The organism is Streptomyces sp. NPDC050504, assembly GCF_044458065.1.
GTDB lineage: Bacteria > Actinomycetota > Actinomycetes > Streptomycetales > Streptomycetaceae > Streptomyces.
On sequence record NZ_JBITHO010000016.1, the window covers coordinates 22,266 to 39,183 of the forward strand.

The following is a 16,918-nucleotide window of genomic DNA, read 5'->3' on the forward strand; positions in this document are numbered from 1 at the left end:
ACGGGGCGCAGCATGCCGCTCACGGGGCTCGCTCCGACAGTTCCCGGGCGCCCGTTCGGTGCCGCGGCTCCCTGTCCAGTCGCGGCGCTCCGGCCTCCGATCACCACGCCCCGATGCTGGGACGACCCTGAGGTGCCGGTGGCGGGACGCTGCGGAGCACCGCCCACGATGCCTGTCGGACGCCCGAACGGACCGGTCGACGAGCCGGGCAACGCACCGGACCGCCCCACTGGCGTCCCCGTGTTGGCTGAGGTGCCGGTATGCCCCGTCAGCGGCTGGGAACCCACTGGACGGCCCGTTCCGCTCACCGCCGGGCCCGTCGTCCCGCCCTGCACTGCCACAGGGGAACGGCCTCCCGGAACGCCTGGACCTCCGACGGACACGGGATGCGGCCCGGCCTTCCTGGATCCGCCCGGGGGCGTGACCGCGCGTCCTTCCTGGCCACGCACCGGGCCCACCGGGCTCACCGGGCCCACCGGGCCCACCGGGCCCACCGGTCCAGAGAAAGGCGGAGGCGGAACGGACCCTCCGGCTGCTGTGGGTGCCGTGACGGGGGAAACCGGCGCGTAGCCAGGTGGGGATGTGGGCGCCACAGCACTGTCGATCCCCATCGCCGTTCCGGGCCCCTCGGCCGGTCCGGCCCGAACGATCGGACCGCTCGTGGCCCAGCCGCTCGTCCCGGCAAGCCCGTCCCTCGCGGACGCGGCGTTCCCCAGAGCGGGACCTCCGGCGCCCGCTGCCCAGGATCCGCCTCCCGCACCGCCCCCGGCATCATCCGTTCGTACGGACCCACGTGCCGGTGGCACTCCGACAGGAGGCATCTTCGAGAACACCGGCGGCTCCTGGGCCGCCAAGGTCTGGGCCGATACCTCGTAGAACGACGCCAGGCGGTTGATCTGGTTGATCGCCTCCTGGCGGTCCTTCTCCACCTTCAGCGCCGCCGCGTACTCCGGATTTCCCTCCACCCGCTTCGCCTGCGGGAGTTCGTGCACGCTTTCGGGCCTCGCCCGGCCGTCTCGCGGGGGCATCGCGCTCCGGACCGAGGCGAGGCCCGAGCCCGCGAGGGTGATCTGGGTCGCCGCCACGTCCGCGAAGTCGCCCAGGGCCTCCGCGCGTCCGACCAGACTTCGGCCCCAGGCGCGGAACGCCGTGCCCGCCTCGCCCTCCCAGTCGACGAGGCCGATGTGGTCGGCGAGTTCCTGAGCCGCCGTTCCGATCGCCTTCCTCGCGTCCCAGAGGGCGTTGCCCGCGTTCTCCAGGTCCGCCGGTTCCGCGGTCGCCACCAGGTCGATCAGTGTGTTCAGCCGGTGGCCCTCGAAGTCGCTCCTGCCGTGCGTGCCCACTGTCTGCCGCCTCTCGTCGCCCATCGGCTACAGCACGCCCTTCGCGGGGTCCTCGCGCACCACGTGCCGCGCGTGCGTCCCGTGCTGCGCATCGCTCCCCGCCCTCACCGCCCCGCACTGGATCTGGGCGAACCTCTGGCGCAGGTCCTCCTCCAGGTTGTCGAAGCCGATGTTCGCGCCGTGCACCGCGATGCCCATCGCCTCGATCTGTTCGCCCAGCGTCCTGGAGAGCGTGACGAGTTGCTCGTGCACCCGGCTGTACTGGGCGAACAGCCCGTCCGCCGCCGCGAACGGTGCGCTGCCCGTGCTCAGTGAGTCCCGTGAGATCCGTTGGGCCGCCACCTCCCGGTGGTTCGCGGCCGAGCCCGCCAGGCCCAGCAGGATCGCGTCCACCCTCTTCTTGAAGGTGTCCAGTGCCTCCTTGCCGCGCTTCAGGTCGCCGACCCCGTCCCTCGGCGGCTCCTCGCCCGTCACGTCGACGCTCGACAAGTACACCAACCCGCTCCCCGCTCCCCGTTGTCCCTGCTCCCCGTTGTCCCTGCTCTGGGGCTTCGCTATCGCACTGAGGGGTGACAGCACCCAGCACGGCGCCTCACCCTAGGGGCGGCGAATGTGCCTCCCAACTAACTGTTTCAGAGGTTGACTTGAGAGGCGCACCGCTCCATCGGCGGATTCCCCGCACCCCCTTCGCATGCCCGTACGCATCGTGAAGTCACGCGCTTCTCCTGCGCCTGCGGGCGTCGCGCAGTGCCACCGCTCCTCCCCCGATGGACGCCACGAGTACCGCTGCGCCCACCACCACGTAGGTCGCGAGACGCGCTGTCCGTTCTTCTTCCGATTCACCCGAATGGAGTTCTCCTGGAGTCGGCGCCTCCACCTTTTCCACCCCCTCCTTTGCGGTCGGAACCTCCGCGGGTCCGCTGTCCTCCGTCAGCGCGCGCACCGGGTCCGCCACTCCCCAGCCCACCAATCGGTCGTGGCCCGCGATCGAGCGCTCGGCCGTCCGCTGGATCCGGGCGACGATCTGGCGGCCGGTCCACTCCCGGTGCCTCGCCTTGATCAGGGCCGCGACGCCCGCCACGTACGGCGCCGCGAAGCTCGTACCGCTGTCCGCGCAGTGGCCGCCGCCCGGGACCGTCGAGACCATGTCGACGCCCGGTGCCGCGACGCCCACGAACTCGCCGGACTGCGAGAACGGCGCGCGTTCGTTGTTGCGGTCGGAGGCCGCCACCGCCAGGACTCCCTCGTACGACGCCGGGTACGTCTCCTTGACGTTGCCGCCCAGCCCGTCGTTGCCCGCCGACGCCACGACCACCACGTCCGCGTCCAGTGCGGCCCGCACCGCCCGCCGCAGCGCCGGGGCGGGTTTCACCGCCTCGGCCGTGTCCTGGGAGATGTTGATGACGTCCGCGCGCTCGCGCACCGCGTGGCGGACGGCGTCGGCCAGGGTCTCGGCCGTGCCGTGGCCCTGGGCGTCGTTCTGCTGGATGGGGATGACCGTCGCGTCCGGTGCGAGGCCCACCATGCCGGTGCCCTTCGCCGGGCGGGCCGCGATGATGCCCGCGACCTTGGTGCCGTGCCCCACCGTGTCCGTCGTGCCGTCCTCCTTGCCCCGGGGCAGCGGGGCGCCGTTCTCGTCCGTGAGCTTCCTGGGAAGGTTGTTCAGGCCGCTGGACCTGTCGACCGCCGCGGCCAGCTGGGGGTGTGCCGCGTCGACCCCGCTGTCGATGACCGCCACGCGCACCCCCTTGCCCGTCGACCTCAGCCACAGCTCGTCCAGCAGCACCCGCTGGAGCGCCCAGGGGCGGCCCGCGTACGGCTTCGCGGGGAACGTGCACCGGGTGGGGTCGGCGGGCGGGGTGTCGTCCGCCGCCGCCGTCGGCAGGGGCGCGAGCAGCAGCACCAGGGCCGTCGCCGTCGTCGCGGCGGGAACGCGGTGCGCCACGTCAGGACCCCTGCGGCTGGCGCGCCGCCGCGGTCGACAGCCTCGGGCCCGTGGGCAGGAGTTCGGACCAGGCCGCGGGGACCGGCGCCGGGTCCACGTCCCGGTAGCCCAGGCGGGTCTGCGCCTGGAGCGCCTCCTCGCGCTGATCGCGGGAGGGCGTCCCGATGCCCGCGTCGTCCGTCGCGCTGTCGCCGTTGGACTGGGTGGCGTACCGCAGGCCCGTGTCCGTCACGAGGAAGAGGAACCCCGCCCCGGTCGTCCCGCCCTTGAACTGGCGGAAGAGCTGGCCCGAGCCCGGGGTGACGTACGCGCTGCTCTGGCCCGTCGGGAGCGGCGCGGGGAAGTCGCGCCCCGCCCAGGTGCTGAGCGTCGTCGTGCCGTCCTTCCCCGCGACGTCGCGCAGGACGTTGCAGACGACGCCGCGCCCGGCCGCCGCCTCTCCGGCCTGGCGGACCCCGACCGCGTCGACGGCCTTCGGGGCGCTCTCCGGCCATCGCGCCGCCGCGTTGAACCCGGTGCCCGACGGGGTGAAGTCGGCGGTGCCGACCGGCAGGGCCCTGCTGTTCTGCGCGAGGCCCTTCAACTGCCCGCTGCCCAGCAGCAGCCTCGCCGTGAAGTCCGTGACGGGCGCCACCCTCCCGCGCAGCACCACGTAGTGCCGCACCGTGCCGCCGGAGGGCGCCTGGACGACCAGCCCCACCCGGTCCAAGTCGGCTCGGATGCCGGGCACTTCGGCCTTCGCACCCGGCTCTCCTGGGACCTTCGGGAAGGCGATGGGATCACCCTTGTGGAGGGTGGCGAGCCAACGGTCCGACACTCGTTGGGGTACGGCGTCCTCGCCGACGAGCGCGCGCAACAGTAGTGCGTCGGAGGGCAGTTCGTACGCGGTTCCGGCGGCGTCCACGACGTGCCGCGTGCCGTCCCCGCCCGCCACGTACAGCAGTTCGCCGCCCCTGAGCCGGTCGGGCCCTTCGACCCGGCCCTCCTCCCGCTCCGCCAGCACGAACACCGCGCGCTGCACGGCCCGCCCGCCGGCCCCCTGCCGCTCGCAGACCGCCCACCGCTTCGCGGCGCCCGCCTCGTCGGGGCCGGGCAGCCGGTCGGGGGCGTACGGGATGCCGAGCGTGGCCCCGTGCGGGATCCGGCCGTCGTCCAGGACCTCCTCCTCGACCTTGATGACGCCGCCCTTGTCGGGGTCGAGGAGGAGCCTGGCCGACGCCATGTTCAGAACGGGGTGGAGCTGCTTGCGCCCACCGGTCCTCAACACCACGTAACGGGTGGTGGACTTGTCGGCGATGATGACGTTCTCCCCCACCTCGCTCCAGTTCCTGGGCGCCACCGGTTTGAACATGCCCCAGGCCGCGAAGACCGCCAGGACGACCACGGCGACGACCGCCCCGGGAAGCACCGCCCGCAGCGGGCGCGGCGCACCCTCCTCCGAGCCCGACGAACCGGGTTGCAGGAACTGCGCGACCAGTCTCCGCTTTGCGAAGGTATAAGCGTTGAGTTCGTCCTGCCGCGATGCCATCCGGTCCGACCGCCCTTCGTCCGCGCCCCCGGTTTCAACGCCCACCACTATGCAGCGCGGCAATGACGCCCCCGGGCACTCGGTTAGAGTGACGACGCATTCAACTCCATTGGAATACCGGGTAATTCGACGAGTGGGGGCATTGCTGCGATGCGCACGGCAACGCGCGGGGACAACGGCCCGGCCGGTGGAGACGCTCCGGGTCCCGCCCGCCCGCGTCGCGGAACGCGCGGGGGCCGTCGCGGTGGCGGTGCGGCGGAAGCGGGGCAGATGCGTGCACCCGCAAAGGTGACGCTCCGGCCGCTGAGCCGGGGAAGCCGCGTCGGGCCCCTGCGGCTGCGCCAGTTGGTGCTCGTCGAGGCGGCGCTCTGCGTCGCGACCGTCGGTCTCGCTCTCGGGGCTCCCTGGCGGGTGCCCGCGCTGTCCGCCGGTGGCGCGCTGGCGCTGTCGGCGCTGCTACGGCTCCGGGGGCGCCCCCTGCTGGACTCGCTGCCCGTCGCCCGCGCCTACCGGAGCCGTACGCGGCGCGCGGTGAGCGGGGCGGAGAGCGGTGGCACGGACGGCGTCGCCCCCGCGCTCGCGCCCCTCGTGGAGTGCGCGCCCTCGCTGGCCCCGTACCCCTACGCCTCGTCCGGGCAGCGGCCCAGGTCCGTCGGGATGGTGGGCGACGGGACGTTCCTCACGGCGGTCGTACGGGTCGAGGCCACGGGTGACGCGCTGCGGCCCGCGTTCGGCGCGCGGGCCTTTCCGCTGGCGCTGCTCGGCGACGTGCTCGCGGTGGACGGCATCGTCCTTGAGTCCGCGCAGCTGGTGCAGCAGGTGCGGTGCGCGCCTGCTCCCCTGCTGCCGGAGCGGTCCGCCGCCAGGCTGTCGTACACGCGGCTACAGCGGCTGCAAGGGGGTGCCACTGCTCCCGCGCTGCGATTGACGTGGGTCGCCGTGAAGCTCGATCCCGAGCTGTGCGGGGAGGCCGTCGCCGCCCGCGGAGGCGGTCTCGCGGGCTCGCAGCGCTGTCTGGTGCGGGCCGCCGACCACCTGGCGAGCCGGATCACCGGGGCGGGCTTCCGGGCCCTCGTGCTGGACCAGGACGCGCTGGAGTCCGCGCTCGCCACGGCCGCCTGCACCGACGTGGTCGCGGAAACGCCCGGCGGCGCACGGGCGGCCGACGGCGGGGCGACGCACGGCGGAGGCGGCGGAGGCGGCGGGCCCCGGGGGCACGAGGGCGTGCTGGAGTGGTGGTGCGACGAGCGGTGGCACAGCAGTTACGCGGTCGGTCACTGGCCGTCCCTCGGGCCGGGCGCGGCGCCCTTCTCCCGGGTCGTGTCGCTCCTGACGTCGGTGCCCTCGTACGCGAACACCCTCAGCCTGACCGTGCGGCGCGGCCCGTACCAAGGGCACACGCGCGTGAGCGGCCATCTGCGGATCACCGGCGGCCCCGGAGCGGAGCCGACCGGGGCGCGCACCGCACTGCGCGAGGCCGCGCGGTCGGCGGAGGTGGGGCTCGTGCGGCTCGACCGGGAGCAGGTGCCTGGGCTGCTGGCCACGGTGCCGTTGGGCGGCGGGCGATGAGAAGCGATGAGAGGCGATGAGTGCGGACACGGACGCGGGCGCGAGTACGGGGATCGGGACGGGCGATGAGGCCGGTGCGGGAATCCGGGCGGGCGATGAGCGGCACGTCGTACGGGAGCCGGCGGTGAGGACGGTGCGGAGGTGGGGCGGGTGATGAGGCGGGTGGCGCGCGGCGCCGGGCCGGGCGGGGACCGGGACGTGCGGCGGGGGCGGGGCGCGGCTGCCGGGGTGCGCCGACTGCTGGGGCCGCGCCACCTCGGGCACTCCGTCAGTACCGACGACCTCGGCATGCTCTCGCTGCCGCTCGGCGACGACGGCGTGGTGATCGGGACCGACGCCCAGGGACAGCCCCGACTGCTCGGGCTGCACCGCCCCCTCCCGTACGACGTGCTGCTCATCGGCGGCCTGTGGACCGCGCAGGTGCTGGCGCTGCGCGCGGCCGCGACCGGGGCGCACGTCGCCGTCGAGAGCGGGCGCCCCCTGGCGTGGGAGGCGCTGGCCGGGGCGCGGGGCGCGGGGCACGCGTGCGTCGCGCTGTACGACGTGGGCCGGGTGCCGGGGTTCGCGGCGACCGCCCACAGCCCCAGGCTGGTGGTGCGGGACTGCGGGATGCGGCCGCCGCGCGGGCGCGTGCCTGCGGCGCCCTGGCAGTCGGTGCTGACCCTGCTGCCGTACCTGAGCCCGGTGGCGCCCCGGCTGATGCGCGCGGCGCACCTGGTGGGCGTCCAGCGGGTGTCGCCCGACGAGGCCGCGGGAATCGGCGGGATCCTGGGGCTGCCCAGGTCGGTGAGCGACGCGCTGCCCACGCTCGCGGACGGGACGACGCTGTGGTGCGCGGACGGCGAGCGGCAGTGGACGGTGACGGGCGGGACCGACGTGGAGACCGGGCTGCTGGGCGCGGCCCGCAGGACGGACTGAGGCGGGACGGACTGAGGCGGGGCGGAGTACGGCGGAGCGGGGGCGGCGGAGCGGAGGGCCGGGTGCTGGGCCGAGTGCCGGGCCGGGCGGGAAGCGGGGGGTGCTATTCCGTCAATGTCGCCCGGTGGCTTCGCGCGCGCCCCGCAGAGGGCAACATGTGCGGTGGGAAAGACCTTTGGGAGGAAGGGACCGGCATGGGAACCCAGCAGGAGAAGGACGCGCTGTACGCCCTGGACATCTCGGGCGTGGAGTGGCAGGGCCCGCCCGGCACGAGCCCGGACGAGGAGCGCGTGGAGATCGCGCACCTGCCCGACGGCGCGGTCGCGATGCGGTCCTCGCTCGACCCGGACACCGTGCTGCGCTACACGAAGGCGGAGTGGGACGCCTTCGTGCTCGGGGCGCGGGACGGCGAGTTCGACATCAACTGACGACGGTCCGCCGCGCGGAGACCGGCGGCGGACCACCACAGGGAACGAAACCGAACAGAACGGAACGGAATCGGAGCTGCCGAGGGCGGGTGGCTCCGATTCTGTGCGTCCGCGATCGGATCGTTGAGCGTTCGTCGTACGGCCGTTGCCCGGTTCCTCGCGCGGAGCTGCGGAGCTATCGAGCCGTATGAGCGGTTTGACGCTGTATGTCGTACACATTCCGTCGTTCCGGGCTCACTTGATGGTGGTACGTGAGGGACGGGCCTGCCGAAGCCGAACGTATGACGATTAGGGTGGAGCGCGCGCGGCAGCAGAACCCACGGTCAGGTGCCGCGCGTACCAGGGGGAGAGCCGGGCGGATCGGACGACGGTAACGGTCGCCCCCACCCACCACGGCACAAGGGTGCTCGACCACACCAGGAGGCAAAGTGAACGGCGATCGGGACGAGATTCGCGGTGGCTGGAACCCACCCGTCGACGATCAGTCCGACGCGGAGCCCGTCGAGGTGACGGGCGAGTTCACCATCGACTACACGCCGCCCGCCTGGTACACGCAGAACGCGCCCGGCGACACGCCCGCCGCCGGTACGGGCACGGCTCCCGGCGCCCCGGCCGGCGCGCCCGCGGCCCCGGTGCCGCCGCCCGTCCCCGGGCTGCCCGGACTGCCGCCGAACAGCGGCTTCGAGCCCAACTGGGCCCCGCCGCCGCCCGCCGCGCCGCCCGTGGTCCCGCCCGCGCCCGCCGCGGCACCGACGCCCGCCGCGGCACCGACACCCTTCGGGGGCGGCGACCTGGAGAGCGGCGCGACCATGCGCTTCTCGCCCGCCGCGCTGAAGAAGGAGATGGCGGAGCGCGAGGCCGTGGAGCGAGCGGCCTCGGGTACGGATTCGGACACAGGCCCGGACACGGGTGCGGACACGGGTGCGGACGCGAACGTGCACGCGGGTACGGCTCCGGGTGCGGGTACGGGCACGGACGCTCCGGTGGACCCGGTCGCCTCCGACGTCAACGCTACGGGTCCGGACGACGCTCCTGCGGACGCCGAGGGCTCCACTGACACCGCGGCCACCGGGGGCGAGGACGCGGCGGACGCCGCCGCGCCCGCCGACGCGGTCAGCGACTCCGTACCGGATGCGGCCGACGTGACGGACGCGACGGATGCCGTGGACGCGCCCGCCGTGTCCGACGCGACCGACACGACCGGTGACGGCGACAGCGGTACGGACAGTGCCGACGACGCCGACAGGGTCGACTTCAGGATCGACGAACCCTCTGTGCCGATCGCGGACGCGGTCCCCGCCGACGCGCCCCAGGACGCCCCGGCCCCGTGGGCACCCACGCCCGCGCCCGCGCCCGCCGCGCAGGCCCCGCAGGGCGGTCTGCCGCCCCTGCCGCCCGCGTACCAGCCCGCCCCCGAGGCCGCCGCCCAATGGCCCGCCCCGACTTCGGCGCCCACCCCTGGCCCCGCCCCGATCCCCGCCCCGGCGGCGCAGCCCTACCCGGAGCCCGACCCGGCGCAGCAGCCCGGCGCCGCGCCCGCGTGGCCCGCGCCCGCCCCGCTCGCGGACAACGCTCCCGTGCCGCCCGCCCCCCAGGGCGGTTACGGCTTCCCGCAGCAGGGCGCGCCCGCCGCTCCCCCGGCGTTCCCGGCGCCCGCGTTCCCCGGGCAGCCCGACGCGTCAGCCGTGCCTCCGCAGGCGCCCGCACCGCAGCAGGCGCAGCCCAACCCGCCTGCCCAGCAGGGCGGTTACGGCTTCCCGCAGCCCCCGGTCCAGGAAGGTTACGGCGTCCCGCAGCCTCCCGCCCAGGGCGGCTACGGCTTCCCGCAGCCCGCACCGCAAGGCGGCTACGGCTTCCCCCAGCCCGCGCCCGCGGCTGCCCCCGGCGCTCCCGCGCCCGGCGCACCCCAGCAGGCACAGCACCCCGAGGCCCCGCAGGCCCAGCCCGCCCCGGCCCCCGGTCCGCAGCCCTTCCCCGCCGACCCGGCGCAGGCGCAGGCTCAGCAGGCCCAGGCCCAGCAGCAGGCCCCGCACGTCCAGCTGCCCCCGCAGGGCCAGCCCCACGCCCAGGCCCCGCACCAGCCGTACCCCGGCGCCCCGGGTGCCCCAGGCACCCCCGGAGTGCCCGGCGCACCCGACCCCCAGGCCCAGGCACAGGCACAGGCACAGGCCGTCCCCGGAGCGCCCGGCGCGCCCGTCGACCCCCGCACCGGCGCGGCCTGGCCGCAGAGCGTGCAGCACGACCAGCGCGAGCGGCAGGTCCCCGGTGCCCCGCTCGGTTACAACGCGGCCGTCGAGCTGTCGTCCGACCGCCTCGTGCGCGGCAAGCAGAAGGCCAAGAGCAGCCGCAACTCCTCCGGTTCCCGCTTCAAGCTGGGCGGCAAGAAGGAGGAGGCGGAGCGGCAGCGGAAGCTGGAGCTGATCCGTACGCCGGTCCTCTCCTGCTACCGGATCGCGGTCATCTCCCTCAAGGGCGGCGTCGGCAAGACGACGACCACCACCGCGCTCGGCGCGACCCTCGCGTCCGAGCGGCAGGACAAGATCCTCGCGATCGACGCCAACCCGGACGCGGGCACCCTCGGCCGGCGCGTGCGGCGCGAGACCGGGGCGACCATCCGCGACCTGGTCCAGGCGATCCCGTACCTCAACTCGTACATGGACATCCGCCGCTTCACCTCGCAGGCGCCCTCCGGTCTGGAGATCATCGCCAACGACGTGGACCCGGCCGTCTCGACGACGTTCAACGACGAGGACTACCGGCGCGCGATCGACGTGCTGGGCAAGCAGTACCCGATCATCCTGACCGACTCGGGCACCGGCCTCCTCTACAGCGCGATGCGCGGCGTGCTCGACCTCGCCGACCAGCTCATCATCATCTCGACCCCGTCGGTCGACGGCGCGTCCAGCGCGTCCACCACGCTCGACTGGCTCTCCGCGCACGGCTACCAGGACCTGGTGCAGCGCTCGGTCACGGTCATCTCCGGGGTCCGCGAGACCGGCAAGATGATCAAGGTCGAGGACATCGTGGCGCACTTCAAGACGCGCTGCCGCGAGGTCGTCGTGGTGCCGTTCGACGAGCACCTGGCGGCGGGCGCCGAGGTCGACCTCGACATGATGCGGCCGAAGACCCGGGAGGCGTACTTCAACCTCTCGGCGCTCATCGCCGAGGACTTCTCGCGCGCCCAGCAGGCGCAGGGGCTGTGGACGGCGGACGGCAACCCGCCGCCGCACATGGCCCCGCCGATGCCCGGCCAGGGCCTGCCGGGCGCCCAGCCCCAGCCGGGCGCCCCGCTCCCCGGGCAGTACCCCGGCCAGGTCCCGGCGCAGCAGCAGCCGGGCCAGCCCCAGCCGTACGCGGCGCAGCAGCCCGTGCCGCAGGGCCAGCAGCCGTACCCGGGCGGGCCGCAGCCCCAGCCCCAGCAGCCGTACGGCGCGGCACAGCCGCAACCCGGACAGCAGCCCGGACAACCGCTGCCTGGGCAGAACCAGCCGTACGCCGCCCAGCAGCCGCCCCAGCAGGGCGGCTGGCAGCAGTCGCCGCCGTCCCAGGCCCAGTCCGCCGCGCCCCCGGTGCAGCAGGGCCAGCCCGTCCCGCAGGGCCAGCCCGTCCCGCAGCCCGGACAGCCCGTGGCTCCGGGCCAGTTCCCGCAGCCGGGCCAGCCGGGTCAACCGGGTCAACCCGGTCAGCCCCAGCCGTACCCCGGTTTCCCCGCCGCCCAGCAGCCCGGCGCCGCCGCCGGTCAGCCGGGCCAGCCCGGTCAGCCCGTCCCCCAGCCGGATCCGGGCGCTCCGGTCGCTCCGGTCGCGCCCGCCGAGTGGCCCGCGCACCCCGCGCCCCAGCAGGCCGCGCCGCCGCAGCAGGAGCCTCAGGGAACCCCTCCGCAGACGCCGCCAGCCTCTCAGCAGTAAGGCAGCAGAGGAGTAGACCAATGTGGGCCCGCACCGTCTCGACGGTGCGGGCCCACTGGCGTATTCCCGCAGTCCACACGGGGTTTGTGCGCCGTTGACGCGTATGGACCGCCGCTGATAGACCTTCGCCACACCAGTTGGCGCACCAAGATCCATCGCCTTCTCCGAGCGAGTGATGCAGCGAGGTCAACGTCCCATGGTCAGTACGGCTCCACCCGGCTCAGGCTCCGACTCCGGCGCAGGCTCCGACTCCGCCTCCGCCCCCCGAAGCTCCCGCACCGCGCGCCCCGCCCGGTCCCGCGCCCGCCTCGTCCTGGCCTCGGGAGCGGCGGCCCTCGCCCTCGCCGCCGGGGCCGCGACCCCACTGGCCCCGGCCCCCCAACAGGCCCGCGCGGACGGCGGCAAGAAGGTCCTGACCGTCGCCGTGTCGCAGAGCGTCGACTCGCTCAGCCCGTTCCTCGCCACGAAGCTGGTGAGCACCAGCATCCTCCGTCTGGCGTACGAGTACCTGACCAACTACGACCCGAAGGACGGGCACCCCGTCCCGGCGTTCGCGACCTCGTGGAAGTCGTCCCCGGACAAGCTCACGTGGACGTACACCATCCGCAAGGACTCCAAGTGGTCCGACGGCAGGCCGGCCACGGCCGCCGACGCGGCCTGGACGTTCAACAAGATGATGACCGACGCGGGCGCGGCCACCGCCAACGGCAGCTTCACCTCGAACTTCGAGAAGGTCACGGCCCCGGACCCGACGACACTGGTCGTCGAGCTGAAGAAGCCGCAGGCGACGATGACCGCGCTCGACGTGCCGATCGTGCCCCGGCACGTCTGGGAGAAGACCGGCGACTTCGCGAAGTTCAACAACGACAAGACGTTCCCGGTCGTCGGCAACGGTCCGTACGTCATCACGGACTTCAAGGTCGACCAGTACGTGAAGCTGAAGCCGAACAAGGACTTCTGGCGCGGCGCGCCGAAGTTCGACGAGCTGGTCTTCAAGTACTACAAGGACGGCGACGCGGCCGTCGCCGCGCTCAAGAAGGGCGAGGTCTCCTTCGTCCAGAACCTCACGCCCGCCCAGGCCGCGGCCCTGAAGACCACCGGGAACATCAAGGTGAACGACGCCCCCGGCCGTCGCTTCCTGTCGCTGGCGACCAACCCGGGCGCGCGCACCAAGGGCGGGAAGAGGTTCGGCAACGGCCACCCGGCGCTGCTCGACCCGGCCGTGCGCAGGGCGCTCTTCCAGGCCGTCGACCGCAAGGCGATCGTGGACAAGGTCTACCGGGGCCACGCCGTGGAGGGGCAGGGGTACATCCCGCCGCGCTTCGCCGACTACCACTGGCAGCCCGCCGCGGGGCAGGCGATCGCCTACGACCCGGCCGCCGCTGCCGCCACCCTCGACAGGGCCGGTTACAAGAAGAACGGCGACGGCAAGCGCGTCGGCAAGGACGGCAGGCCGCTGGACTTCCGGATCCTGTGCCACGCCACGGACCCGCCGGACAAGGCGATCGGCAAGTACCTCACGGAGTGGTGGGCCGAGCTGGGCATCGGGCTGGAGGTCGAGTGCCTCGACAACGTTTCCGACCCGTGGACCGCGGGCGAGTACGACCTCGCCTTCGACGGCTACTCCGTCAACCCCGACCCCGACTACGTCCTGTCGATCCACACCTGCGCGGCCCTGCCGACCAGCCCCGACAAGACGGGCCAGACCGACAACTTCATCTGCGACGAGCGGTTCGACGACCTCTACGCGCGGCAGGCCGTGGAGTACGACGCGGCCAAGCGGGTCGACCTGGTCAAGCGGATGCAGTCCCGGCTGTACGACACGGGGTACATGAACGTCATGGTGTATCCGAACGCGGTCGAGGCGTACCGCACCGACCAGATCGAGTCGATCACGACGATGCCCGAGGCCGCGGGCAACATCTACGGCCAGGACGGCTACTGGAGCTGGTGGTCGGCGAAGCCCGCCGAAGGCGCGGGCTCCGACGGCGGGTCGTCGGCGACCGGCGTCGTCGTCGGGATCGGCGCGGCGGTCGTGGCGGCCGCCGCGATCGGGCTGGCCGTCGCCCTGCGGCGACGCTCCACCGCGGAAGACCGTGAATAGCCGATGAGCACCACTACCGGCACCACGAGCACGACCGCCGTGGCGCGGGCCCCCGAGGCCCGCGCCACGGGCGGCTCCGCCACCGCGTACCTCCGCTACCTCGGCGGGAAGCTGGCCGGCGCGGCCGTCTCGCTCCTGGCCGTCCTCGTCACGAGCTTCTTCCTCTTCCGGATCGTCCCGGGCGACCCGATCCGCACCATGACCCACGGCCGCCAGGTCTCCGACGAGCAAGTTGCGGCGCTGCGGCGGGAGTTCGGCCTGGACCTGCCGATGTGGCAGCAGTTCACCGAGTACTGCGGCAAGGCGCTCACCGGCGACCTCGGCACCTCCTACCAGTTCCACGCGCCCGTCTGGGACCTGATCGGCGAGAAGATCCCCAACACCCTGCTGCTGACCGGGGCCGCCGTGCTGATCTACTCGGCGCTCGGCCTCTGGCTCGGCACCCGCTCCGCCTGGCGCCACGGCGGGCTCGGCGACCGGCTCAACACCGGCATCGCGCTGACGCTGTGGTCCGTGCCGGCCTTCTGGCTCGGGCTGCTGCTGATCATCACCTTCTCGGTGGGCATCGGCCCGGTCCCCGGACTGTTCCCGACCGGCGGCATGGAGTCCGGCGACACCAGCGGCTTCGCGTACGTCGTGGACGTCGCGCACCACATGGTGCTGCCGGTGCTCACGCTCGTCGCGGTCGGCTACGCGCAGACGCTGCTGGTCATGCGCTCCTCGCTGCTGGACGAGATGGGCAGCGACTACCTGACGACGGCGCGGGCGAAGGGGCTGCGGGACGACCTCGTGCGCCGCAGGCACGCCGTGCCCAACGCGCTGCTGCCGACCGTCACGATGATCTTCATCAACCTCGGGCACGTGGCGGCGGGGTCGATCCTGGTCGAGACGGTGTTCTCCTGGCCGGGCCTCGGCGGACTGTTCTACCAGGCGCTGAGCGTGCCCGACCTGCCGCTCGTGCAGGGGCTCTTCATCGTCTTCGCGGGCGCGATGATCCTGGCGAACCTCCTGGCCGACCTGCTCTATCCGCTGCTCGACCCGAGGGTGGGCCGATGACGACCACGACTCCGCCGTCCGGCGGCGCCACGGCCCTCGCCCGCGCCAGGCGCCGGGCCTCCGTCGCCCGCTTCTGGCGCTCCTACCGCTCGCACCGCGCCGGTCTCGTCGGCCTCGCGGGGCTCGCCCTGATCGCCCTGCTCGCGCTGCTGGCCCCGCTGCTCGTCGGCAGCGACGTGCAGAACGTCACGGACGCGCCGGGCGGCCCGCTGGAGTCGCCGAGCGCCGAATTCCCGCTCGGCACCGATCAGTTCGGGCGCCCGCTGCTCGGCCTGCTGCTGTGGGGCGCGCGGATCTCGCTGGCCGTGGGGCTGCTCGCGGCGGCGCTCTCCGTCGCGATCGGCACGCTCGTCGGGATCGTCGCGGGCCATTACGGCGGCTGGTTCTCCACGGTCCTGATGCGGATCACCGACTGGTTCCTCGTCATGCCGTCGCTGGTGCTGGCGATCGTCCTCGCGACGGTGCTGTCGCACTCGGTGTGGACGGTGATCCTGGCGATCGGCGTCGCCAGCTGGCCCACCACGGCCCGGCTCGTACGGGCGCAGACCCTGGCCGTCGAGTCCCGCCCGTACATCGAGCGGGCCAAGGCGCTCGGCGGCGGCCACGCGCACGTCATGACGCGGCACGTGCTGCCGGGCGTCGTGCCGCTGGTGCTCGCCCAGACCACGCTCGGCATCTCCAACGCGATCCTCACCGAGGCGACGCTCGCCTTCCTCGGCCTCGGTGACCCGACGGTCGTCTCCTGGGGCGGCATGCTCCAGGACGCGCGCGAGGCGGGCGCGGTGTCGTCCGGGCACTGGTGGTACCTGGCGCCGCCCGGCATCGCGATCGCGCTGGTCGCGCTCGCGTTCACGCTGTGCGGCCGGGCCGTGGAGGCCGTCCTCAACCCGAAGCTGGGGGTGGCGAAGTGAGCCTCCTGGAGATCGAGAACCTCACCGTGACGTACGGCTCGGGAGCCGCCGCCGTGCCCGCGGTGCGCGGCGTCGACCTGAGCCTGACGGCCGGACGGAAGCTCGGCGTCGCGGGCGAGTCGGGGTGCGGGAAGTCGACGCTGGCGCTCGCGCTGCTGCGGCTGCTGCCCGCGTCCGCGACGCTGGGCGGCCGGATCCTGCTCGACGGCGAGGACGTCCTCACCATGAAGTGGGGCCGCCTCCGGGCCGTACGGTGGGCGGGCGCGTCGATCGTCTTCCAGGGCGCGATGCACTCGCTGAACGCGGTGCACCGGATCGGCGACCAGATCGCGGAGCCGATCGTGCTGCACCACAAGGCGGCGCCCGGCGCGGCGCGGCGGCGGGTCGGCGAGCTGCTGGAGCACGTGGGCCTGCCCGCGTCGCGCGCGGACGCCTATCCGCACGAGCTGTCGGGCGGACAGCGGCAGCGCGTGATGATCGCGATGGCGCTGGCGTGCGAGCCGCGGCTGATCGTGGCGGACGAGCCGACGACGGCGCTCGACGTGATGATCCAGGCGCAGATCCTGCGGCTCATCGAGCAGTTGGTGGCCGAGCAGTCCATCTCGCTGCTGATGATCAGCCACGACCTGGCGGTGCTGGCCGACACCTGCGACCGGCTCGCGGTGATGTACGCGGGACGGGTGGTGGAGGAGGGGCCCGCGCGGGCGGTGTACGACGCGGCGGAGCATCCCTACGGGCGGGCGCTGTCGGCGGCGTTCCCCCGGATCGGGGACGTCGCCTCGCGGCGGGCGCCCCGGGGGTTGCCCGGGGATCCCCCGGATCCGGCCGCACTGCCTTCAGGGTGCGCGTTCCATCCGCGGTGCCCGGTGGCGGTCGCGGCGTGCGACACCCAGGACCAGGCCCTGCGGGACGCGGGGGCGGGGCGGCGGGCGGCGTGCGTGCACGTGGGAGGGGGCGGGGGTGGGGAGGCGGTACGTACGCCTCGGGCGCCGTAGGCGGGCGGGGCGTGCCCGGCCCTCGGGGCGGGCGCTTTCGCCTGCGGCGGGCAGGCCCCTCCCCACCCCTTCCCGAAAACCCGCCGGTGGCGAGCCCGCTGCCGCGGGGTTGGGTACGCGCGGCACCTGCCCCACCCTCGCGCAGTTCCCCGCGCCCCTACGGGGCGCGAGCCCCGTAGGGGCGCGGGGAACTGCGCGACCAGCCGCCCACGG

General features: G+C 74.0%; 11 protein-coding genes. 8 read left to right on the forward strand and 3 right to left on the reverse strand.

Translation table 11 applies throughout. From position 1 onward, the window contains the following. Positions 1-1,370: 1,370 nt before the first annotated feature. The 3 genes from ACIBNE_RS38760 to eccB all read right to left on the reverse strand — a co-directional run bounded on the left by ACIBNE_RS38760 (position 1,371) and on the right by eccB (position 4,816). On the reverse strand, positions 1,371-1,838 hold the full coding sequence (locus ACIBNE_RS38760) for a hypothetical protein (protein WP_399280358.1): 468 nt from the start codon (positions 1,836-1,838) through the stop codon (positions 1,371-1,373). A 217-nt stretch (positions 1,839-2,055) separates the two neighbouring features. Next, positions 2,056-3,288, reverse strand: coding sequence for a type VII secretion-associated serine protease mycosin (gene mycP, locus ACIBNE_RS38765; RefSeq protein WP_399280360.1), 1,233 nt, complete (start codon positions 3,286-3,288; stop codon positions 2,056-2,058). 1 nt (position 3,289) lies between these two features. Further along, positions 3,290-4,816 (reverse strand): type VII secretion protein EccB, encoded by a 1,527-nt coding sequence (gene eccB / locus ACIBNE_RS38770; protein ID WP_399280361.1) that lies wholly within the window; start codon positions 4,814-4,816, stop codon positions 3,290-3,292. A 150-nt stretch (positions 4,817-4,966) separates the two neighbouring features. Between eccB and eccE the strand changes: the two genes are divergently transcribed. The 8 genes from eccE to ACIBNE_RS38810 all read left to right on the forward strand — a co-directional run bounded on the left by eccE (position 4,967) and on the right by ACIBNE_RS38810 (position 16,705). Continuing rightward, the gene (eccE, locus tag ACIBNE_RS38775) at positions 4,967-6,385 is read left to right on the forward strand and encodes a type VII secretion protein EccE (protein WP_399280363.1); all 1,419 of its coding nucleotides are present in this window, start codon (positions 4,967-4,969) and stop codon (positions 6,383-6,385) included. A 153-nt stretch (positions 6,386-6,538) separates the two neighbouring features. Beyond that, positions 6,539-7,303: a hypothetical protein gene (locus ACIBNE_RS38780; RefSeq protein ID WP_399280365.1), complete on the forward strand. Its 765-nt coding sequence runs from the start codon at positions 6,539-6,541 to the stop codon at positions 7,301-7,303. Between the two features lie 194 nt (positions 7,304-7,497). Beyond that, positions 7,498-7,731, forward strand: coding sequence for a DUF397 domain-containing protein (locus ACIBNE_RS38785; RefSeq protein WP_399280367.1), 234 nt, complete (start codon positions 7,498-7,500; stop codon positions 7,729-7,731). Positions 7,732-8,159: 428 nt separating this feature from the next. Next, the gene (locus tag ACIBNE_RS38790) at positions 8,160-11,639 is read left to right on the forward strand and encodes an SCO5717 family growth-regulating ATPase (protein ID WP_399280369.1); all 3,480 of its coding nucleotides are present in this window, start codon (positions 8,160-8,162) and stop codon (positions 11,637-11,639) included. 196 nt (positions 11,640-11,835) lie between these two features. Further along, positions 11,836-13,743, forward strand: a complete 1,908-nt coding sequence (locus tag ACIBNE_RS38795; protein ID WP_399280371.1) for an ABC transporter substrate-binding protein — start codon at positions 11,836-11,838, stop codon at positions 13,741-13,743. A gap of 3 nt (positions 13,744-13,746) precedes the next feature. Beyond that, the gene (locus ACIBNE_RS38800) at positions 13,747-14,799 is read left to right on the forward strand and encodes an ABC transporter permease (protein WP_399280372.1); all 1,053 of its coding nucleotides are present in this window, start codon (positions 13,747-13,749) and stop codon (positions 14,797-14,799) included. Continuing rightward, positions 14,796-15,710, forward strand: coding sequence for an ABC transporter permease (locus ACIBNE_RS38805; RefSeq protein WP_399280374.1), 915 nt, complete (start codon positions 14,796-14,798; stop codon positions 15,708-15,710). Before ACIBNE_RS38800 ends, ACIBNE_RS38805 begins: the two co-directional genes overlap by 4 nt. After that, positions 15,707-16,705: an ABC transporter ATP-binding protein gene (locus tag ACIBNE_RS38810; RefSeq protein ID WP_399280376.1), complete on the forward strand. Its 999-nt coding sequence runs from the start codon at positions 15,707-15,709 to the stop codon at positions 16,703-16,705. Before ACIBNE_RS38805 ends, ACIBNE_RS38810 begins: the two co-directional genes overlap by 4 nt. Positions 16,706-16,918 lie beyond the last annotated feature (213 nt).